This is a genomic window from Eubacteriales bacterium mix99 (assembly GCA_038396605.1).
Classification (GTDB): Bacteria; Bacillota; Clostridia; order Caldicoprobacterales; family DTU083; genus UBA4874.
The window spans coordinates 1,225,138-1,245,319 of sequence record CP121690.1; the positions used below are offsets into that span (position 1 = coordinate 1,225,138).

Here is a 20,182-nt window from a genome sequence, read left to right on the forward strand (position 1 = left end):
AGGGCAAGCTGGCCCACAGGCCTGTCTGCCAATGACTATTATAGTATACCAGGAACCAGCTGTCTATGCGGAAAATTTTCCTGATCAATTTCTTAATATTTTTTGAATTTATGAAAAATTAATTCCGCGGGTTCCCTGGGACAGCCTTTTTTATTGGTAAACCGCCTGTCTTGTGATATACTTTTATAAAGATACAGATAATAATTCACAGAGTTCCGGGTTTCGGGAGGAAATTCCAATTGGAAGGGAAACGGAGGATAGGAATGGGCTGCGTTGTTTGTTCAATCGTTATCCCCATGTATGAGGAAGAAGAGGTCATAGCCGAGACCTATCGGCGCCTCAGTAAGGTGATGGAGGAAACAGGCGGGAGCTATGAGCTGCTGTTTGTAAATGACGGCAGCCGGGACAGATCTGCTTCGATTATTGCTGATTTGGCCCCTGCTGACGATCATATCCGCCTGATCGATTTTTCCCGGAATTTCGGCCATCAGATTGCCGTGTCCGCCGGTCTGGACTATGCCCGGGGTCAATCGGTGGTCATTATTGACGCGGATCTTCAGGATCCGCCGGAGGTCATTCCCCGGATGTTGGAAAAATGGCGGGAAGGCTATGATGTGGTTTATGGCAAACGGCGGAAGAGGGAAGGGGAAACCCTTTTCAAGAAATTCACTGCCTTTGTTTATTATCGTATTCTCGGTACCCTGACAGGCGGCACCATCCCAAAGGATACCGGCGATTTCCGACTGATTGACCGCAGGGTTTGTGATGTCATGAAAACGCTGAATGAGAAAAACCGTTTTCTGCGTGGCATGATCAATTGGGTGGGGTTCAGACAGACGGCGGTGGAATATGTCCGGGAGGAACGCTGGGCAGGGGAGACCAAATATCCGTTGAAAAAAATGCTGAAGTTTGCTGCGGACGGTATTTTTTCCTTTACCTATAAACCGTTGAAGCTGGCCACCTATATTGGATTTATCCTGTCCATATCCGGTTTTGTGTATCTGCTGTATGTCCTGTATCAGCGCCTGTTTACGGACAATACCCTGACGGGATGGGCATCCATCATAGCGGTGAACCTGGTCTTTCATGGCATTACTCTGCTGATCCTCGGCATCATCGGGGAATATGTGGGCCGGATTTATGAAGAGGTAAAAGGGCGTCCCCTTTATATTATTCAGGATAAAATAGGATTCCCGGAGGAAAAGACAGATCAGCCGGAAGACAATGGGGACGGAAGGGGACGGGGCAATCCGCAGGCAAAGGACCGGGAAGCAGGAGCCGGGATGGGAAGAAGTGAGCACCATGAGAGAAAGGGCCCCGGAGCATGTCAGGCAGCAGACAGACCCGGAACAAGTCAGACAGAAGACAGTTCCGAAACCAGAGCACGGGGTAAAAACAGTCATGAAGAACAGAGCTGAAGGGCAGCTGATCCGGTTTGCCCTGGTCGGTATTCTGAATACGGCAATTGATTTTGGGCTTTTTTCACTGCTGGCCCTGGGGTTTCACGGGAATCCCGTTGTCAGCCATGTTGTTTCCTATTCCTGCGGCGTCCTCAACAGTTATTTTTTCAATCGCCGCTGGACATTTCAGCGGAAGGCAACAGCCCACGCAGCCGAATTTGCGCAGTTTGTCCTTGTAAATCTGATCTCCCTGGGGGCATCCTCCCTAGTTCTGTATCTTCTGGAGGAGCAGGCCGGGCTGCATATTTTTATCAGCAAGGCGGGGGCCACCCTCTGTTCCATGATGATCAATTTTATTGGAAGCAAGATGTTGGTGTTTCGCTGACCGGAGAATAATGCAAAGAAGGGTTTCAATGTGAGAATCATTGCCATTGTTTCTTGTTTATTGTTTTTGCTTGCCGCTTTTCTTTTCCTTCTCATTGAAAGGAAGAAGCTGTCTGTGAAGAAAAGGCCTCATGTGATTCGTTATGCGCTTTTCTTTGGCTTATTGATCCGGTTGGTACTGGCGCCTGTCATAGAGGGGTTCCCCAATGATATGGCACTGTTCCGTTTCTGGTCCCGAAAGGCGGCAGAGAATTTTACCGGCTTGTATCAGGGAGATTTTTTCCTGGATTATCCGCCGCTCTACATGTATGTTCTCTTTCTGATCGGGAAGCTCGCGGGTTTGCTGGGGCTGGCAGGAGGGGAATGGCTGGATATTCTGCTGCTGAAGCTGCCCTCCATTGCAGCTGATCTGATAACGGGATATCTGCTTTATCGTGCGGCAGAGGACCGTCTGCCCGGGAACTGGCCCGTTCTTGTTTCTGCAATCTACCTGTTCAATCCTGCCGTTCTTCTGGATTCCACGGTCTGGGGACAGGTGGATTCCTTTCTGGTGATGTTTCTGGCATTGGGCTTTTTGATGCTTTCCTCCAAACGACCGGCACTTGCCGGTATCCCTCTGGCTGCAGCGGTATTGACGAAGCCTCAGGGACTGATTTTTTTGCCGGTTGTTTTTTTTGAACTGCTGAAGCGCAGGGACTGGAAGCAGCTATTGAAGACACTGGCATGCGGAATTGCTTCCATTTTTGTTGTTATTCTGCCCTTTGCGCTCCGGCAGGGACCTGCCTGGATCTTCCGCCTTTATTTCAATACGGCGGAAGGATACCCGTACGCTTCCCTGAACGCCTTTAATTTTTTCAGCTTGATCGGAGCGAATCTAAAGTCCGATTCCGAGGCGTTTCTTATGCTTTCCTATCAGCAGTGGGGAATCCTGCTTATGATTGGCCTTACGGTATTCACAGCGATTTTGTATTGGAAGGGAAAGGGCCCGCAACTGCCTTATGTCGGTGCTGTGGCTTTCTCCATGGGTTTTTTTATGCTTTCAGTACGGATGCACGAACGGTATCTGTTCCCTGTGCTGTTTTTCCTGCTGATGATCCTGATACAGACCCGCGACAAATGGAGCCTGATCTTTTACGGTGTGGCCTCCTTTACGGTTTTTGCCAATACCTTTGCCGTGCTGGACCGGATGCTGAAGGCAGGTTCTCCGCATATCCCCCCGGGTCATCGAGTGCTGCTCCTTGTTTCTGCCCTGAACATAATTCTTTTTGCTGCTGTCCTGATTTGGTCCTGGCGCAATGTGGTTCAGGGAAAGTCACAACCTCTTTATATCAGGGCGCCAAAGAAACCCCTGGAGGACGGACCCTTGTGGTTTTCCCCGGAAAAGTCCGGGGAACGCAGAACCCGCCGCCCGGAGCCGAAGGAATATGCGCCTCTTCATGTGGAAAAGAAGGATTTTGCCGTTATGGCTGTCCTGACGGCTCTTTATCTGTGCATTGCCCTGATTCATTTGGGGGATTTTGCTGTGCCCGAAACGGAATGGGTGGGAAAGAATTCCGGGGACAGCTTTGTCCTGGATCTGGGAAAGGAGCAGTATGTAGACCGCATGACGTTTTACTGCGGGCTGGGAGAAGGCGCCTGTCATGCCTGGTACGAGGATGCCAACGGGGAATACCGAAGCCTTGCAGACATGGAAATGGATGAGTTCTATAAATGGAAGGTGCTGAATGTCTCGCAGCTTACTTCCCGGATCCGAATCGAGGTGGCGGATCCCGGAGGGGCGATCAAGGAGATTGGTTTATTTGGTGAAAAGGAAGGGAAATGGAATTCCCTTGCCTTTAAGGTACGAAATACGGATGGCACCAGGGTGCAGGGGGATCTGCTTCACCTGGCGGATGAGCCGGATCTTGCCCGTCCCCGCGCCGATTACCGGAACGGCACCTATTTTGATGAGATCTATCATGTCCGGACGGCCTATGAGCATTTGCACCGCATCAAACCCTATGAATGGACCCATCCGCCCTTTGGCAAGATTCTGATCTCCGCCGGCATTGCCCTGTTCGGCATGAATCCCTTTGGGTGGAGAATCATGGGCACTCTGACCGGGGCAGCCATGATCCCCATAATGTATTTGTTTGGAAAGAAGCTGTTTCAAAGGAGCTTCTATGGATTCTGTGCTGCTTTCCTGATGATGTTTGATTTGATGCATTTTGCCCAGACCCGGATTGCCACCATTGACAGCTATACGACCCTGTTTGTCATGCTGATGTATTATTATATGGCGGATGCCTTTCTGCAGAAGTCTTACCGGAAAGGGTTCGGCAAATCCCTGAAGCCGCTCTTTTTCAGCGGATTGTTCTTTGGGCTGGGTGCTGCGACCAAATGGTCTGCATTGTATGGGGCGCCAGGCCTGGCTGTGCTGTTCTTTACGGCAAAATATGGGGAATATAAAGACTACAGGGCAGCAAAAGGGGGAGCAAAGGAAGATGCAAAGGGTTCTTCCTCTCCTGCCTGGATGGAAAAATTCATGCCGGTTTACATGTGGAAAACCATGTTATGCTGTGTCCTGTTCTTTATTCTTGTGCCTGCGGCTCTTTATCTGCTGTCCTATCTTCCTTACCTCAGGGTGCCGGGAATGAAGTTTTCGGATATTCTGGAATATCAGAAATCCATGTTTCACTACCACAGTACCCTGAAGTCCGGGCATCCTTTCCAGTCCGCATGGTGGTCCTGGCCGCTGATGGTACGTCCCATCTGGTACTATCAGGGCGTGGATCTGCCGGCGGGAATGGCTTCCACCATTTCTTCCTTCGGAAATCCGGCCATATGGTGGTCCGGAATTCCGGCGTTTCTGGCAGCGGTCCGGGCGGCCTGGAAGGAAAACAAGGCCATGTTCCTGGTGGTGATTGCCCTGCTGTCCCTGTACATTCCCTGGATGGCTGTTCCAAGATCCGCTTTTATTTACCACTTTTTCCCCATGGTGCCGTTTCTGATCCTGTCCATTGTTTACGGGATCAAATGCCTGATGGAAAAAGGGGTCAGAAAAGGTTGGATTTATGGGTATCTTGGCCTGGTGGCCATCGTGTTTGTTCTGTTCTATCCGGCGGTATCGGGAATGGTGGTGCCCAAAGCCTATATTGAAGGACTCAGATGGTTTCCTTCCTGGGTATTTTGAATCATGGAATAGTGAAGTGAGATATATTTATGGGTACGCCTCTTGTGGATGCATTGAGGGATATCATGGCAAAGGAACAGGTATCGTTTCATATGCCCGGGCATAAGGGCGGGAGACTTTTTCCGCCTTTTTCCGACCGCCTGGCGGAGATGGATATGACAGAGATACCGGGTCTGGATAATCTGCAGGCGCCGGAAGGCGTGATAAAGCAGGCTCAGGAACTGGCAGCCGAAGCCTTTCAGTCGGATGCCTGCTTTTTTCTGGTAAACGGATCCACCTCAGGGATCCATATCATGATGATGTCTGCCCTTCAGCCCGGGGAGAAGGTCCTTATGCCCCGGAACTGTCACAAATCCGTTTGGGGCGGTCTGGTGCTGAGCGGGGCTGTCCCGGTTTACCTTCCGCCGGAATACGATGAGGAATATGGCTGGGCGACCCATGTGACGCCGGAAGCAGTTCGGCAGGCAGTCAGGGAGCATCCGGATGCCCGGGGCATGATCCTGACCAATCCCGATTATTATGGGATGTGCCCCAGAATGAAGGAAATCCGCGGCATATTGGACGGGCACCATATGCGGATGCTGGTGGACGAGGCTCATGGCGCGCATTTGGTTTTTCATCCCGGGCTGCCGCCGTCCGCTGCGGAATGCGGCGCAGATTTCTGGGTGCAGAGCGCGCACAAGACATTGCCTGCCCTGACCCAGTCCGCTTATCTGCAGGTACGGCTTTCCGGCAGGAATCCTGAGGAAGATCCGTCCCATACCGCTCTCTTTCTGCGTGCGGAGCAGGTTTCCCGAATGCTTCAGAGCACCAGTCCATCCTATTTGCTTATGGCCTCCCTGGACTGGGCCCGGGATTACATGGAGGAGCAGGGAAAGGCTGCGTTGGACCGGCTTCTGGAGAATCTGGAATGGACCAGAAAGGAGCTCAGGGATTTGGGAATTGAGACCATGGAAAATTACAGACGGCCGGAAATCCTTGGAATGGATCCGACGAGACTGGTCTTGGACCTGTCTCATCTTGGCCGGTCCGGATACGAAGGGGAACAGATGCTGCGGGAAAGCGGAGTGCAGGTGGAAATGTCCGATGCTCACCGGGTGGTACTGATTACCACCGTTGCAGATGAGAAGGCGGACTTTACAAAATTGGTTCGGGCCTGCCGATCCTTGTCGGCTCACCCGCGCAAAACAGTGCGAAAGGAAAATTCTTTGTCTATTTCCCGGGAAATACCGGAACAAATGCTGTCGCCAAAGGAGGCTTTTGGGAAATCAAAGGAATATGTTCCGCTGAAAGGGGCAAAAGGACGGATTTGCGCAGGCCTTGTCGGGGCCTATCCTCCCGGTATCCCCCGGTTTTGTCCCGGAGAACGGGTGGATGCGCCAGGAATTGAGGAGCTGCTGGAAACAGAGGAACGGGGCGGGCATTTGTTTGGACTGTTCGGGAAAGACAGGATTCCGGTTCTCAGGGAGGGAACTTCCTTCCAATGATTCGAATATGGCCGCAAATGGACAAATGACCGAACAAGTGACCGGACAAAGATTGGATAAAGGATCGGAGAAGAAATCGAAGAAATGAAGGATACCGGATTTATAATTATGAAGGGTATCGGTTTAAGATGGCACCGGAACGGAGAACCGGGGAAAAACGGGAGTCGGGAAAGTCGGAAGGAGTCGAAATGGGAAAACTGATTTGTATGGAAGCCGGAGACGGGAGCGGGAAGGAAACCCAGTCCGTAAAACTGTATCAGCGGCTGAAAAGCGATCACCATCGGGTAATGGAGGTGGAATTTCCGGATTATGCAAGCGATTCCTCCGCGTTGATCAAAATGTACCTGGGGGGGGATTTCGGCAGCCGCCCGGAAGATGTGAGTCCGTATGTCGCTTCGACGTTTTACGCTGTGGACCGGTATGCATCCTATAAAAAAAAATGGGAACCATTTTATCAGGAAGGCGGGATCGTTCTGGCAGACCGGTATACGACCTCCAATATGATTCATCAGGCCTCCAAAATAGACGGCGGGCCGGAACGGGAGAGATTCCTGGAATGGCTGTGGGATTTTGAGTTCCGGATGTTTGGACTGCCGGAACCGGATTGTGTCCTGCTGCTGGATATGCCGGTGAAATATGCGGCCCGGCTTATGAAAAACAGGAAAAACAAATTCAATGGATCCATGGAAAAGGATATTCATGAAAAGGACTGTGCCTACCTGGAACGGTCCTACCGTACTTCCCTCCGTCTGGCGGAAAAGTACGGCTGGCACCGCATTGCCTGTGTAAAGGACGGGGCAGTCCGATCGGTGGAGGATATTCATAAGGAAATATATGGGATTGTTCGAAAGTACCTGTAAAATGGGATATAGAATAAAAAGAAGCAAAAGCTAAGGATGGTGGAGCAGAAGGAACTGTTTTGCCATCCTTTTTGATTGGATGGAAAGGAATCAGCCGGAATATTTGTACGGCAAACTATAGTAAATAAAGGTATTAAAGTAATAATAAAACTTAATATTTAAGTACTTGAAATTGAAAAACAACAGGAGTAAAATAAGCTACATTCTTTCCGGAAGGTGGCGGAGAAATGCAGGAGATGCAGGATATTGTCCAAAGGATTCTGACCATTGATCAGAATGCCAGAGATATGGTCCAAAGAAATGAAGAGGAAAGAAAAACCCGGGAGGAACAGGCTCGAAGTCGCCTGGAGCAGATGAGCACAGAGGAAATGGATCAGGCGGAGAAGCAGGGACGGGCGCTTTACGACAGGAAGATGAAGGAAGCGGAAGAGGAATCACAGCAAATTTTAAGCCGGAATGCGGAGGCGATACAGAGCCTGGAGCAGCATTTTCTTGCGGTGGAAGACTCTCTGGAGGCGGATATTTTCCGGGAGATCTTCCTGGAGCCGGAGACGCAGGAGGAGAAATCGAACCAATGAGCAATGCTGTCCGGTACGCTGCCGTCAACACCAAGATCCGGGCTCTGGAGGGCCGGCTTCTTACTGAAGCGGATTACAAAATGTTGCTGGAGAAGGAAACCGTTCCGGATATCATCCGCTACCTGGAACAGACGGATTACCGGCATGCTTTTGAAGGACTGGAGGAGCAGTCCCTTCATCGTGAGACAATTGAGGTTCGGCTGAATCGGTATGCTGTGGATAAACTGGTACGGCTCCGCCATTATTTTCAGGGAAATTACAGCAAATTCCTGAAGGTATTGCTGATGCGCTATGAAGTGCAGGATTTAAAGATCCTTATCCGGGCGATTCATACAGACCGGGATTATATTGATTTTCCCCACGCGCTGGTATATATTGGGCGTTATGGGGATCTGGACTTTCAAAAGCTGTCTGCGTCGCAAAGCTTCCCGGAATTGGTGGATCATCTGAAAGGAACGCCGTATTATCGCTACCTGGTTCCGCTGACGCAGGGAAAGAAAAGCCGGTTTCAGGTTGAAATGTCCTTGGACCTGGCCTATGTCAGCATCTTCAAAAGCTGCCTGGAGCTGCTGACAAGAGACGAGAAAAAGCGGGTCCTTCAAATTGAAGGAATGCAGACGGACCTTCAGAACCTGCAGTGGATTTATCGTGGCAGGAAATTCTATCATCTTCCTCCTGATATTTTACTGAACTATTCCATCAGTTTCGGGGGAAGAATGGACAATACGGCGATTCGGGAACTGTGTTACAGCAAGGATGTTTCCGGAATGATGAGCAGCATGAAGGAGAAGCGCTACCGTTTTTTGTTTCAGCATAACCGAACCAGGGATCTGTTTATGGAACGCCGGATTTCCCGGTATTTATATTATCGGCTTTTGGAATTCAAGCGCAAGAGTTCCATGGATATTGTCCCGATGATCGTATATTTTGATCTGCTGGATTTTGAAATACGGGACATTATCACCATAATGGAAAACATTCGCTATCATAATGAGGATCCGGATCAGATCAAGCGATATCTGATCCGGGAACTGTGAAAGGAGGATATCGGCTTGGCGGTGGAACGGATGAAAATGCTGAACATCATCGGACATTTGGAAGATATGGATTTTATCGCAAGAGAGCTGGTTTTGCTGGGATGTGTGCATCCGGTAAATGCCCTGCATGAGATCAATTCCAACAATTTCACCATATCAACAACGGTGAAAAACATGGATGCCCTGATGGATGTGGGGTTTGTCAAGCCTTATCATAAAGACCAGGAGATGGACAGGACTGCAGAGCAAATCAACACTCTTCTGGAGGCATTTGAACTGGATCGGAACGATATCACGGTGGACCCGGAAAGCAAGACCGGTTTGCGGGGGGTTGCCGGGGACATCAGAGATGTTTATCAAAAAGTGGAGAAATGCAAAAAAGATACGGAATCTCTGAAGGGGGAGCTGGCACGCAACCGGGAGCTGAAGGAACATTTTGGCTATTTTGCAGGCCTGGACTTTCCGTGGCAGAACCTGATGGGGATGCAGTATTTTGATTTTCGGGCAGGCACGTTTTCCAGGGAAAATACGGTCAAGCTCCGGACCAATTACGGGAATGTTCCGGCCATTGTGTACCCTGTAAAGTCCGGGAGGGAACGGAATGTGGTGGTGACCATTGTTCCAAAATCCCTTACTGTGGAGCTGGAGCGGATATACAACGCCCTTGGTTATCAGTCCCTGCAGATCCCTCATGAGTTGAAAGGGACCCCCGCCCGCATCATTCAGGATCTGGAGGAGAAGGAGCGGGATATGACAGCGCAGCTGGAAGCCTGCGATGCAGCCATGCAAAAGACCCGGAAGGAATATGGGCCGCTGGTCCGGCAGGCCTGCGGCGAGTTGATACTATATGAGAAATTGCAGGAGATCAATAACGAAACGGCTTGCAGCAACGACTTCTTTTATATGGCCGGCTGGATCCCGGCCGATGAAGAGAAAAGGCTGGAAGCAAGGCTGAAACCGGTAAGGGAACGGACTTTACTGTTCTGCAAGGATCCGGAACCGGTGGACAAATCGGTTTCCCCGCCTACGCGGCTGAAGAACTCCGGAGTGCTCCGGCCTTTTGAGGCACTGGTCCGCATGTATGGGACGCCTTCCTATAATGAGGCGGATCCCACTGTGTTTGTAGCCCTGAGTTATATGCTGCTCTTTGGGGCGATGTTCGGGGACGTGGGTCAGGGACTGGTGTTTTTCCTGGCCGGCGTGATCCTGGCCAGGTGGAAGAACCGGCCGAATCTGGGCGGAGTCTTTACCGGGATGGGAATCAGTTCCATGGTGTTTGGTGTGCTGTATGGCAGTGTATTCGGGCTTGAAAACTGGATCCCTGCCCTGCTCATCCGCCCCATGGATGACATCACCACCGTATTGTTTGCGGCAATCGGAGCGGGTGTGGTACTGCTGTCGGTCGCCTATCTGTTCAACATATGGAATGCGATCCGGCGCAGGGATCTGAAGGAAGGGCTGCTGGGTCAGAATGGAGCAGCGGGTCTGCTGTTTTTCTGGACTCTGCTGATCACCGTGCTGCTGTATTTTCAAAAAGGGAAGCTTCCCCTGCCCATGCCGGTTATTGTTTTGATCCTGGCAGGACTGCTGATCCTGACGGTGGTAAAGGAGCCGGTGGCAAATCTGCTTCAGCGAAAGAAACCCCTTTACCGGGAACCGGTGTCGGATTACTATATCGAGGGCGGCTTCGGGATCCTGGAAACCTTGCTCAGCATGCTGAGCAATACCATTTCTTTCGTCCGTGTCGGTGCATTTGCCCTGAACCATGTGGGCCTGTTTCTGGCTTTCCGGACTTTGTCGGAAATGGTCAGCAATGCAGGGGGAAAAGCAGTGGTTCTGATTATCGGAAATATTGTCATTCTCGGACTGGAAGGCCTGATTGTCTTTATCCAGGGCCTGCGTCTGGAATATTATGAGTTGTTCAGCAAGTTTTACGATGGAGCAGGGGTTCCCTATCACCCTGTCGCACTGAAGATTCCACGGAAACGGCGGATCCGTGCCGGTTCCCTTTAAATTTGGAGGCATGAAAAATGTATTTTTTTATTATTGCTGCGATAGGCATCGTTATCGTCACAATTACAGCTGGTTTCGTACTGAAGTATAAAAAAGGCATCGGCAGAGTATCGACGAAAAAGGCCCTGGGGTGGAATCTGCTTTCCTTTGTACCCGTTATGGCAGCCGCATTGATCGTCATGATTCCGGGTATGGCCGGAGCGGCTTCCGGAGCAGGGGCCGGCGCCGGCGGAAACGGTATTGGCTTTATCGCCGCCGCATTGTCCACCGGCCTTGCAACCATTGGTTCCGGCTACGCGGTAGGCGCCGTCGCATCGTCTGCCCTGGGCGCGGTATCCGAGGATCCATCCCTGCTGGGCAAAACATTGATTTTTGTCGGTCTGGCAGAAGGAATCGCCATTTACGGCCTGATTACGTCCATCATGATTCTGAGCGCTTTATAATGGAGGAATCCGGTGAATGAAATGAAAATGTTTTTAATCAGCGACAATGTGGATACGCAGGCAGGCCTTCGACTGGCCGGGATTAAGGGCATCGTGGTCCATGAACGGGAGGATGTTCTCCGGGCCCTGAAAAAAGCTGCCGAAGATCCGGAGATCGGTATCGTGATTCTGACGGAAGGACTGTCTCAGCTGGTGAGGGAGGAAATGCAGGCCATGAAGCTCCAATCGCATCTGCCGCTTTTCATGGAAATTCCGGATCGGCACGGTTCCCGGAGGGACAGCGGGTGGATTACCCGCAATATCCGGGAAGCAATTGGTCTGAAGATTTGAGGTGTTGTCCATGACGACAATTGACGAAAAAATTGATCTGTTTGCGAAAGCGGTTCTCGGGAAGGCCGGAAAACAGGAAGAGGAGAAAAGCAAACAGACAGATGAGCAGGTAAAGCAGCAATATTTTGCTGAGAAAAGCCGCATTCATGATTCGGCACGGCAGGTTGTGGAAGAACGTGCCAAAAGGGCGGATACGGCAAGCATTCAGATTGTTTCCAAAGCCCGCATGGCGGCAAGACAGAATCTGCTCCGAAAGAATGAGGAAATGGTGGACCGAGTCCTGGCAGGTTTGAAGAAACGTGCGGTTGCATTTGCCAAAATGCCGGGGTATGAAAACTTTCTGCGATACTCCATCGGCCAGGTACTGGCTGACCTCGAAGGCGAGCAGCAGCTGATGTTTTATTTTACGGAGGAGGATCTGAGTCACAATATAGGATTGATTCGCAGTACGATTGTGGAAAAGCTGCAGTCCAATGCGGTTTATACCCTGCATGAAGCATCCAGGGAAATTCTGGGAGGCTGTATCTGCAGCAACGGGGAGCAGACCGGAAGAGTGGATCTATCCATCGCATCCCTGCTTGCGGACAACAGGGATCGGATTGGCCGGATCATAACGGACCATAGCAGTGGGTGGTGTCAAAATGGAGAACAGTAAAAAAGGTGAGATTGCCATGATCAATGGTCCGGTTGTCCGGGGAGTCCATATGGAAGGGTTCCGGATGCGGGAAATGGTTATGGTGGGAGAGCAGCGCCTGATCGGGGAGGTGATTTCCATCGAAGGGGATCATGCGACCATTCAGGTGTATGAGGAAAGTGCAGGACTGAAAGCCGGAGAGGAGATTCAGTCCACCGGAAAGCCCCTGTCCCTGAAGCTGGGCCCCGGCATTATCGGCAATATGTTTGACGGAATACAGAGGCCGCTGAAGAAGATTGATGAACTGTCCCCCGGGTTTCTGCCCCAGGGAATCGGGCTTTTGTCCATAGATGAAGAAGCCCTGTGGGATGTGAAACTGGCTGTCCGGGTCGGGCAGCAGCTGCATTCCGGTCAGGTGTTCGGCGAGGTGCCGGAGACCCGTTCGATTCTTCATAAACTGATGGTGCCTCCCGGAATCCGTGGGAATGTGGAGTTTGTGGAAGAAAACGGCAGATACAACATTGGCCGGGTATTGGTCCGGCTGAAAACGGAGAGCGGCGGAATAAGGGAACTGAGAATGGCTCAGGAATGGCCCATCCGGGTACCCAGGCCCATCCGGGAGCGCAAGCGCATTACCCGGCCGCTGATTACGGGGCAGAGAATTCTGGACACCTTTTTCCCCATTGCCAAAGGCGGCACGGCTGCCATTCCGGGCGGATTCGGCACGGGGAAAACCATGACCCAGCATCAGCTGGCCAAATGGTCGGATGCCGATGTCATTATCTATGTGGGATGCGGAGAACGGGGCAATGAGATGACGGAGGTGCTGGAGGATTTTCCGAAACTGGTAGATCCCAGAACGAAACGTTCCCTGATGGAACGCACCGTTTTGATTGCCAATACGTCCAACATGCCGGTGGCGGCAAGGGAAGCCAGTATCTACACCGGCATTACCCTGGCGGAGTATTACCGGGATATGGGTTACGATGCCGCAGTCATGGCAGATTCCACCTCCCGCTGGGCAGAAGCGCTTCGTGAAATATCCGGACGTCTGGAGGAAATGCCTGCGGAGGAAGGATATCCTGCCTATCTGCCTTCCCGCCTTGCGGAATTCTATGAGCGGGCAGGTGTGGTGGAAACGCTGGGCGGGGAAGAAGGCTCCGTTACCATTATCGGTGCGGTATCCCCGGCGGGCGGCGACTTTTCCGAGCCGGTCACGCAGAATACCAGACGCTTTGTCAGCGCCTTTCTGGCATTGGACCGTGAGCTTGCCTATGCCAGGCATTTTCCTGCCATCAACTGGCTGAAAAGCTACAGCGGATATGCGGATCAGCTGGTGGACTGGTATGAGGACAACGTATCCCATGATATTGCTGAAATCCGTGCCCGGATGCTGAAGCTGCTGCATGAGGAGAGCCGGCTTCTGGAAATCGTTAAATTGGTGGGAGAAGATGTGCTGCCCGATGACCAGCGGCTGATTCTGGAAATTGCCCGCATTCTCCGGAATGGGTTTATGAGCCAGAATGCGTTTCATCCGGTGGATACGTTTGTTCCACTTAAAAAACAATATCTTATGCTGAAGATCATGGACTATCTTTATGAGCGGGGAGACCATGCCGTCAAAAAGGGAATTCCCATTTCCCGCGTAAGGAATGAGGAACTGTACGGTCGGGTCATGAAGATGAAACAAAGCATTCCCAATGATGACACAAAGCAGTTTGATGCCATAAAAAATGACATCCGTGCTTTTTACGATAATTTGGAACAGCAATACGCATAGATATGGAGAAACTTTTCCGTATCCCTGGAAGGTGAGAAAGTGAGAAAAGAATTTCTTCTGCTGGACAAAATAGACGGCCCTCTCATTCTGCTGTCCGGTGTAAAGGATGTGGCCTACGATGAGATGGTGGACATCAATGTGAATAACGGCGAAGAATACAGAAAGGGCAGAGTGATACTGATCGACGGGGACAAGGTGGTCATCCAGGTTTTTGGCAGCACCACCGGGTTTTCCGTGCGGAACGCCAGTGCCCGTTTCAGCGGCAAGCCATTGGAAATTCCTTTGGTTCCGGGGATTCTGGGAAGGATCTTTAATGGAATCGGGCAGCCGATTGACGGAGGCGGCGAACTATATGCAGGCCGAATGGGGAACATCAACGGCAGGCCGATGAATCCGGTGGCCCGGGTTTATCCGAGAAATTTCATTCAAACCGGGATCTCTTCCATTGATTTGCTGCTGACCCTGATCCGGGGCCAGAAGCTTCCTGTTTTTTCCGGGAATGGACTGCCCCACAATGAACTGGCCGTGCAGATTATCAAACAGGCTAAAATTGCTTCGGAAAGCGGGAAGGATTTTGCCGTCGTGTTTGCCGCCATGGGAGTGAAACACGATGATGCGGAATATTTTCGTAGAAGCTTTGAACAATCGGGAGTACTGGAAAAGGTTGTAATGTTTCTCAATACGGCAGATGATCCCATTGTGGAGAGAATCACCACTCCCCGATGCGCACTGACGGCTGCAGAGTATCTGGCATTTGATCTGGGAATGCATATCCTGGTGATTCTGACGGATATGACAAGTTACTGCGAAGCCCTCCGCGAGATTTCCTCCTCCAGGGAGGAGGTTCCCAGCCGGAAGGGATATCCCGGATATCTGTATTCCGACCTGGCCAGTCTGTATGAGCGGGCGGGAATGATGAAAGGGAAAAAAGGTTCCATTACCCAAATCCCGATCCTTACCATGCCAAATGACGACATTACCCATCCGGTGCCGGATCTGACCGGATTTATCACGGAAGGGCAGATTGTGCTGAGCCGGGATCTGTATCAAAGCAATATCTACCCGCCGGTCAATATCCTGCCGTCCCTGTCCCGTCTGATGAAGGATGGGATTGGAAAGGGATACACCCGGGAAGATCATCCGGAGTTGGCGGACCAGATCTTTTCAGCTTATTCCAGAGTCCGGGATGTGGAGGACCTGGCTCAGGTAATCGGGGAAGAGGAACTGTCGGAAACGGACCGGAAATACATGGAATTTGGCCGGCAGTTTGAGGAACGGTTTGTGCGGCAGGGATTTCAGGAAAACAGGGATATTTCACAGACCCTGGATCTGGCCTGGGAGCTGCTTTCCATCCTTCCTGAGGAAGAGCTGAACCGGATCCGTCCCGAGACCCTTGAGAAATATTACAGGAAGTGAATCGGATGGCTGATACAACACCTACAAAATCCAATCTGATGCGTGCCCAGGCTTCCCTGGAACTGTCCCGGAAGGCCTACGAACTCCTGGACCGGAAGCGGAATGTCCTGATCCGGGAAATGATGAGCCGGATTGATCGGGCGGAGGAGATCCAGGAACGGATTGGCACTACATTTGCAACCGCTTATCAGGCTTTGCAGATGGCCAACGTTACCATGGGCATCAGTATCGTGGAGGACATTGCCCTTTCCATTCCGGAAGAAACGGATTTCAATATCCTGCTGAAAAGCGTAATGGGTGTGGAGATCCCCAGTGTCCGGTTCCACAGGGAGGAGCTGAAGCCTTACTACAGCTTTTATCATACCAATAACGCCATGGACGTGGCGCTTCTCAATTTTCATAACGTAAAATACCTCATCCTTGAGATGGCGGAAATCGAAGTTTCCGTTTATAAGCTGGCCAATGAGGTGAAGAGGACTCAAAAACGCACCAACGCTCTTCAGAATATCCAGATTCCTAGATATCAGGCCCTGGTGAAATCCATTCAGGATGCCCTCGAGGAAAAGGAACGTGAGGACTTCTTCCGCTTGAAGATGGTCAAGAAAAAAGCCGGCCAGGGATAAGCATACAGTGAAAATCTGTTTGCATAAATAATGGCAATCAGATATAATAAAGGAGGGCAGAGGAAGACAGAAAAATGCATCATCGGATTTGCTTATCATTGAAAAGGAGGGTTTTGCGGTATGAAATTGATCATCGCCATTGTACAGGATGAGGATGCCCAAAAGCTTACATCCACCATGATGAACGACGGCTACAGTGTCACCAAGCTGGCTACCACAGGCGGCTTTTTGAGAGCGGGAAATACCACATTCCTGATTGGTGTGGATCAGGAAAGGCTGGATCATGCTATGGAGCTGATTGAAAAGGCCTGTAAGAGCCGAAAGCAGGTTGCCACTTCCCCCTCGCCGGTTGCCGGATCTGCGGGAGTATATGTGCCCTATCCCGTGGAAGTAACGGTGGGCGGAGCTACGGTGTTTGTAATGGACATAGAGCAGTTCAAGAAAATCTGATGAATACCCATAATATCATTGGACAATCCCGGCTTGTCGGCAGGATGGATCGGATCCTCTCTGACGGGCGGATTGTTCATGCTTATTTATTTACAGGGCCTGCTGGCTCGGGCAAAAAAACCCTGAGCAGTCTGTTTGCCCAGGCTTTGATCTGCGAAGGGCCGGGAGAGAGGCCCTGCGGAGTCTGCAGTACCTGCCGCCAGTTTCAGACCGGCAACCATCCTGACGTGATGTGGATCCGCCGACAGGAAGGCAGGAAAAATATCCTCATTGAACAAATCCGGGATATGCAGGAGAAAATGAAGGTAAAGCCTTTTCAGGCCGGCAGCCGGATCTGTTTTATTGAAAGCGCACAGGTGATGACAGAGCAGGCGCAGAATGCCCTGCTGAAGACCCTGGAAGAGCCGCCGTCCCACTCGGTGTTTTTCCTTCTGGCGGACAATACGTTTTCCATTTTGCCTACGATCCGGTCCCGGTGCCAGATGGTTCGAATTGGAAGCCTGCCCAGGGAAGACGTGGCAGGGATCCTGACGGAGCGGCTGAACCTCCCCCGGGAAAAGGCAAGGACCTATGCTGCACTGTCCCAAGGGATTCCGGGCAAGGCGCTGTCCCTGGCGGAGGACGCAAGCTTTCGGGACAACCGGAAAAGACTTGTGGAAGGACTCTCCATGGCGGGATCCTCCCGGATTCTGGAGCTCTATGATGTTTTCCAGGACCACAGGGAACAGGTGGATGATCTGCTGGACATTTTGATCCTGTGGTTTCGGGATTTGCTTGTCTACAAGGAAACCGGGGATCCGGACCGGATCATAAACCTGGATCAGACTGACCTACTCCGAAAGCAGGCCTCTCTCTTTACAATCAGGGACTTAAACGATATGATGGAAAAGGTGGAGGCAAGCAGAAAGATTTTAAAAGGCAATGGAAATTATCAGCTGACCATCGAAAATATGCTTCTGCATTTTCAGGGAGGTTCGCACCATGCAGCTAATCGTAGGAATCCGGTTTAAAAAAGCCGGTAAGATATATTATTTCGGCCCCAACGGCATGGAATTGGGGGAGGGGGATCATGTCATCGTGGAAACTGCCCGGGGAGTGGAATATGGTGACGTTGTGGTAGCTCCGAAGCTTGTCCCGGAAGAGGAGATCATATCTCCGCTCAAACCTGTTATCCGAAAAGCAGGAGAGGAGGATGACAAACGGCTTGCCGCAAATCGGGCCAGGGAAAAGGAAGCCTTCCGCGTGGGCGAGGGAAAAATAGCAGCTCACAATCTTCCGATGAATCTTGTGGATGTGGATCTTACCTTTGACAACAGCAAACTGATTTTTTACTTTACGGCAGATGGAAGGATTGACTTCCGTGAGTTGGTCAAGGACCTGGCAGCCGTGTTCCGGACCCGGATCGAACTGCGCCAGATCGGTGTCCGCGATGAGGCAAAGATGCTGGGAGGACTGGGCCCCTGTGGCCGGGCCCTGTGCTGCAGTACCTTTCTGGGAGATTTTCATCCGGTATCCATTAAGATGGCCAAGGAACAGGACTTGTCCCTGAATCCTTCCAAGATCTCCGGGATTTGCGGAAGACTGATGTGCTGCCTGAATTATGAACAGGAATTTTATGAATGCGCACGCAAACAGATGCCCCGGATCGGCAAACCCGTTGAGACACCAGATGGTCTGGCGACGGTAACGGAAACGAATTTGCTGCAGCAAACCGTCAAGGTAAAGATGACCATGGAGGACGATACGATTGATGTAAGGGAATTCCCGGTGAAGGAGGTTCACTCTGTCAGGAGCCAGAAGGGGAAAAGCAGCCGCAGAGTCCCGGAAAAGGAAGATTTCGGACAGAACAACAAGAAAGATGCACATTCATGACAGGGCTTTATGGCTTGAGTTTCTTACAACAAGCTCCGGCTCCAAACGAATGGTTTTTTTCCTTTTGCGGCCTTCATTGATCCGTTCCATTAAAAGTGAGGCCGCTGTCCGCCCCAATTCTTCCTGCTGCATATCAATGGAAGAAAGAGCGGATCGCGTACAGGTACAATAGTCCGTGTTATCCATGGAGACAATCGCGATGTCATCGGGTATGTTTACATGGCTTTCATAACATGCTTCCATGCATCCAATTGCGGCCAAATCATTGGAACAGACAACAGCAGACATTCTTTTCTTTCGGCTCAATAGTTTTTTCATACTGTTGTAGCCACCTTCACGGGTATAGTCGGATTCAACCATATAGGATTCATCGACGGGAATATCAGCGTCCCGCAAAGCGCAGGAATAGCCATCGGTTCGCTCTCGGCCAACCTGTTCGCTCCGGCTTCCACTGATCAGGGCTATGTCTTTATGCCCCTGGTCAATCAAATGCGCAGTCGCCAAATACATTCCCTTCCTGTCATCTACATATACATAATCGAAATTATCCAACATTTTTTCATTGTCATATTTGTTGGTCAGCACAATTGGCAGGGGACAATCCCGAACAGAAGAAATGATTTTTTCGTTAAAGTCAAAAGAAATCAATATCATACCGTCACCATACCGTTCATTGAGAACCTGGATGAGTTTCAGCTCCTGCCGGGTACTATGCCGGGTATAGCATAAGAGCATAAAATAGTCATGCTCTTCGAGTATATCGTTCACACCCTTGATCATTTTAAAATAAAATGGATTGCAAATATCAGGAACGCACATCAACACTTTATTCGTCTTTTTACTTTTCAGGGATCTTGCAGCATGCGTTGGAGTATAATGAAGATCTTTTGCGGCCTTCAATACGATTTCCCGACTTTTGGGACTGCAATAGCCTTTGTTATTTAGCATCTTTTTCTGCCAGGGGGATGTATAAGTTTACCGACTGGGTCCCATCTTATTATCTGTTGGATGAAGATGGTGTGATCCAAGCGACTTCAACAAAACTTCAGGAAGCGATTCAATTTCTTCCGCAAAAACAGGCGACCTCTGAGCAACTGCTGCAATTGACGGATGGAAAGCCGCTTCTTGTAGGAATTGACAGGTGTGATGCCTGCTTGAAAGCGTATACTTCATTTAGGAGGGCAGGCGAGTCTGTTTGTTATGCAGTACAGGGGTTGGAAACGGAGGCAGATGCCTCTTTTGTGGATACGTTTGCAGACCCACATTGTATTATTTCACATGCTTTTGAAATAGACATATACCCGACGTATCTGTATGTGGACAAACAGGGAACTTTGATTGCAGATACGGAGCGTTGATTGTCTGTGATATAATACCTTATTGAAAAGGTCCTTTTCTTTTTCTACAATTAATGATAAAATGTGTACGTATAAACAATGATGTGCTTTTGAATCCATGTAAGGGGGTGACTTCGGTGGCTTACAAAATCAGTGAGGATTGTATTGCCTGTGGTGCCTGCCAGGCGGAATGCCCTGTCGGTGCCATTTCAGAGGGGGACATCTATAAAATTGATGCAGACCTCTGCACAGACTGTGGAACCTGTGCAGATACCTGTCCGGTAGGAGCTCCGCAGCCCCAATAATGGGGAAGTCCAAAGGAAGACCCTGATCATATTGACCGGGTCTTTTTTTGTTGCCTGAAAG

At 50.6% G+C, this 20,182-nt stretch carries 19 protein-coding genes and 1 pseudogene; 19 read left to right on the plus strand and 1 reads right to left on the minus strand.

What is annotated here, in order from left to right:
• Positions 1-263: 263 nt before the first annotated feature.
• The 17 genes and pseudogenes from QBE55_05210 to QBE55_05290 all read left to right on the plus strand — a co-directional run bounded on the left by QBE55_05210 (position 264) and on the right by QBE55_05290 (position 18,479).
• A pseudogene (locus QBE55_05210) lies at positions 264-1,205 on the plus strand (glycosyltransferase family 2 protein).
• A 196-nt stretch (positions 1,206-1,401) separates the two neighbouring features.
• Positions 1,402-1,785: a GtrA family protein gene (locus QBE55_05215; protein WZL79539.1), complete on the plus strand. Its 384-nt coding sequence runs from the start codon at positions 1,402-1,404 to the stop codon at positions 1,783-1,785.
• Positions 1,786-1,899: 114 nt separating this feature from the next.
• On the plus strand, positions 1,900-4,956 hold the full coding sequence (locus QBE55_05220) for a glycosyltransferase family 39 protein (protein WZL79540.1): 3,057 nt from the start codon (positions 1,900-1,902) through the stop codon (positions 4,954-4,956).
• A gap of 29 nt (positions 4,957-4,985) precedes the next feature.
• Positions 4,986-6,443 (plus strand): aminotransferase class I/II-fold pyridoxal phosphate-dependent enzyme, encoded by a 1,458-nt coding sequence (locus tag QBE55_05225; protein ID WZL79541.1) that lies wholly within the window; start codon positions 4,986-4,988, stop codon positions 6,441-6,443.
• A 188-nt stretch (positions 6,444-6,631) separates the two neighbouring features.
• Positions 6,632-7,303 carry a thymidylate kinase gene (locus QBE55_05230; protein ID WZL79542.1) on the plus strand — a complete coding sequence of 224 codons (672 nt, stop codon included), beginning with the start codon at positions 6,632-6,634 and terminating at the stop codon, positions 7,301-7,303.
• A gap of 227 nt (positions 7,304-7,530) precedes the next feature.
• Positions 7,531-7,881 (plus strand): hypothetical protein, encoded by a 351-nt coding sequence (locus QBE55_05235; protein ID WZL79543.1) that lies wholly within the window; start codon positions 7,531-7,533, stop codon positions 7,879-7,881.
• Positions 7,878-8,918, plus strand: coding sequence for a V-type ATPase subunit (locus tag QBE55_05240; GenBank protein WZL79544.1), 1,041 nt, complete (start codon positions 7,878-7,880; stop codon positions 8,916-8,918). The genes QBE55_05235 and QBE55_05240 overlap by 4 nt, the downstream gene beginning before the upstream one ends.
• Before the next feature lie 21 nt (positions 8,919-8,939).
• On the plus strand, positions 8,940-10,931 hold the full coding sequence (locus QBE55_05245) for a V-type ATPase 116kDa subunit family protein (GenBank protein ID WZL79872.1): 1,992 nt from the start codon (positions 8,940-8,942) through the stop codon (positions 10,929-10,931).
• Between the two features lie 17 nt (positions 10,932-10,948).
• Complete coding sequence (locus QBE55_05250; GenBank protein ID WZL79545.1) at positions 10,949-11,374, plus strand: ATP synthase subunit C; 426 nt, start codon at positions 10,949-10,951, stop codon at positions 11,372-11,374.
• 21 nt (positions 11,375-11,395) lie between these two features.
• Positions 11,396-11,704 carry a V-type ATP synthase subunit F gene (locus QBE55_05255; protein ID WZL79873.1) on the plus strand — a complete coding sequence of 103 codons (309 nt, stop codon included), beginning with the start codon at positions 11,396-11,398 and terminating at the stop codon, positions 11,702-11,704.
• Between the two features lie 10 nt (positions 11,705-11,714).
• Positions 11,715-12,359 carry a V-type ATP synthase subunit E gene (locus QBE55_05260; GenBank protein WZL79546.1) on the plus strand — a complete coding sequence of 215 codons (645 nt, stop codon included), beginning with the start codon at positions 11,715-11,717 and terminating at the stop codon, positions 12,357-12,359.
• Positions 12,346-14,118, plus strand: a complete 1,773-nt coding sequence (locus tag QBE55_05265) for a V-type ATP synthase subunit A (protein ID WZL79547.1) — start codon at positions 12,346-12,348, stop codon at positions 14,116-14,118. Before QBE55_05260 ends, QBE55_05265 begins: the two co-directional genes overlap by 14 nt.
• 39 nt (positions 14,119-14,157) lie before the next feature.
• Positions 14,158-15,534, plus strand: a complete 1,377-nt coding sequence (locus tag QBE55_05270) for a V-type ATP synthase subunit B (protein WZL79548.1) — start codon at positions 14,158-14,160, stop codon at positions 15,532-15,534.
• A gap of 5 nt (positions 15,535-15,539) precedes the next feature.
• The gene (locus QBE55_05275) at positions 15,540-16,157 is read left to right on the plus strand and encodes a V-type ATP synthase subunit D (protein WZL79549.1); all 618 of its coding nucleotides are present in this window, start codon (positions 15,540-15,542) and stop codon (positions 16,155-16,157) included.
• A gap of 120 nt (positions 16,158-16,277) precedes the next feature.
• The gene (locus tag QBE55_05280; GenBank protein WZL79550.1) at positions 16,278-16,607 is read left to right on the plus strand and encodes a cyclic-di-AMP receptor; all 330 of its coding nucleotides are present in this window, start codon (positions 16,278-16,280) and stop codon (positions 16,605-16,607) included.
• A complete protein-coding gene (gene holB, locus QBE55_05285; GenBank protein ID WZL79551.1) occupies positions 16,607-17,617 on the plus strand; it encodes a DNA polymerase III subunit delta' in 1,011 nt (336 codons plus the stop codon). The genes QBE55_05280 and holB overlap by 1 nt, the downstream gene beginning before the upstream one ends.
• On the plus strand, positions 17,589-18,479 hold the full coding sequence (locus tag QBE55_05290) for a stage 0 sporulation family protein (GenBank protein ID WZL79552.1): 891 nt from the start codon (positions 17,589-17,591) through the stop codon (positions 18,477-18,479). Before holB ends, QBE55_05290 begins: the two co-directional genes overlap by 29 nt.
• Here the strand turns inward: QBE55_05290 and QBE55_05295 are convergent.
• Positions 18,474-19,427 carry a LacI family DNA-binding transcriptional regulator gene (locus QBE55_05295; protein ID WZL79553.1) on the minus strand — a complete coding sequence of 318 codons (954 nt, stop codon included), beginning with the start codon at positions 19,425-19,427 and terminating at the stop codon, positions 18,474-18,476. The two genes, QBE55_05290 and QBE55_05295, sit on opposite strands and share 6 nt — an antisense overlap.
• Positions 19,428-19,444: 17 nt before the next feature.
• Here QBE55_05295 and QBE55_05300 point away from each other — a divergent pair, with 17 nt between their 5' ends.
• Both QBE55_05300 and QBE55_05305 read left to right on the plus strand, forming a co-directional pair.
• Positions 19,445-19,837, plus strand: a complete 393-nt coding sequence (locus QBE55_05300) for a hypothetical protein (GenBank protein WZL79554.1) — start codon at positions 19,445-19,447, stop codon at positions 19,835-19,837.
• Between the two features lie 116 nt (positions 19,838-19,953).
• Entirely contained in the window at positions 19,954-20,121 is a 168-nt protein-coding gene (locus QBE55_05305) for a 4Fe-4S binding protein (protein ID WZL79555.1), read from the plus strand.
• Positions 20,122-20,182 lie beyond the last annotated feature (61 nt).

Coding starts and splice junctions, on each gene's coding strand:
- QBE55_05215 (WZL79539.1), top strand. CDS start 1,402: ATGAAGAACAGAGCTGAAGGGCAGCTGATCCGGTTTGCCCTGGTCGGT.
- QBE55_05225 (WZL79541.1), top strand. CDS start 4,986: ATGGGTACGCCTCTTGTGGATGCATTGAGGGATATCATGGCAAAGGAA.
- QBE55_05230 (WZL79542.1), top strand. CDS start 6,632: ATGGGAAAACTGATTTGTATGGAAGCCGGAGACGGGAGCGGGAAGGAA.
- QBE55_05235 (WZL79543.1), top strand. CDS start 7,531: ATGCAGGAGATGCAGGATATTGTCCAAAGGATTCTGACCATTGATCAG.
- QBE55_05240 (WZL79544.1), top strand. CDS start 7,878: ATGAGCAATGCTGTCCGGTACGCTGCCGTCAACACCAAGATCCGGGCT.
- QBE55_05250 (WZL79545.1), top strand. CDS start 10,949: ATGTATTTTTTTATTATTGCTGCGATAGGCATCGTTATCGTCACAATT.
- QBE55_05255 (WZL79873.1), top strand. CDS start 11,396: ATGAAAATGTTTTTAATCAGCGACAATGTGGATACGCAGGCAGGCCTT.
- QBE55_05260 (WZL79546.1), top strand. CDS start 11,715: ATGACGACAATTGACGAAAAAATTGATCTGTTTGCGAAAGCGGTTCTC.
- QBE55_05265 (WZL79547.1), top strand. CDS start 12,346: ATGGAGAACAGTAAAAAAGGTGAGATTGCCATGATCAATGGTCCGGTT.
- QBE55_05275 (WZL79549.1), top strand. CDS start 15,540: ATGGCTGATACAACACCTACAAAATCCAATCTGATGCGTGCCCAGGCT.
- QBE55_05280 (WZL79550.1), top strand. CDS start 16,278: ATGAAATTGATCATCGCCATTGTACAGGATGAGGATGCCCAAAAGCTT.
- holB (WZL79551.1), top strand. CDS start 16,607: ATGAATACCCATAATATCATTGGACAATCCCGGCTTGTCGGCAGGATG.
- QBE55_05290 (WZL79552.1), top strand. CDS start 17,589: ATGCAGCTAATCGTAGGAATCCGGTTTAAAAAAGCCGGTAAGATATAT.
- QBE55_05295 (WZL79553.1), bottom strand. CDS start 19,427: ATGCTAAATAACAAAGGCTATTGCAGTCCCAAAAGTCGGGAAATCGTA.
- QBE55_05300 (WZL79554.1), top strand. CDS start 19,445: ATGTATAAGTTTACCGACTGGGTCCCATCTTATTATCTGTTGGATGAA.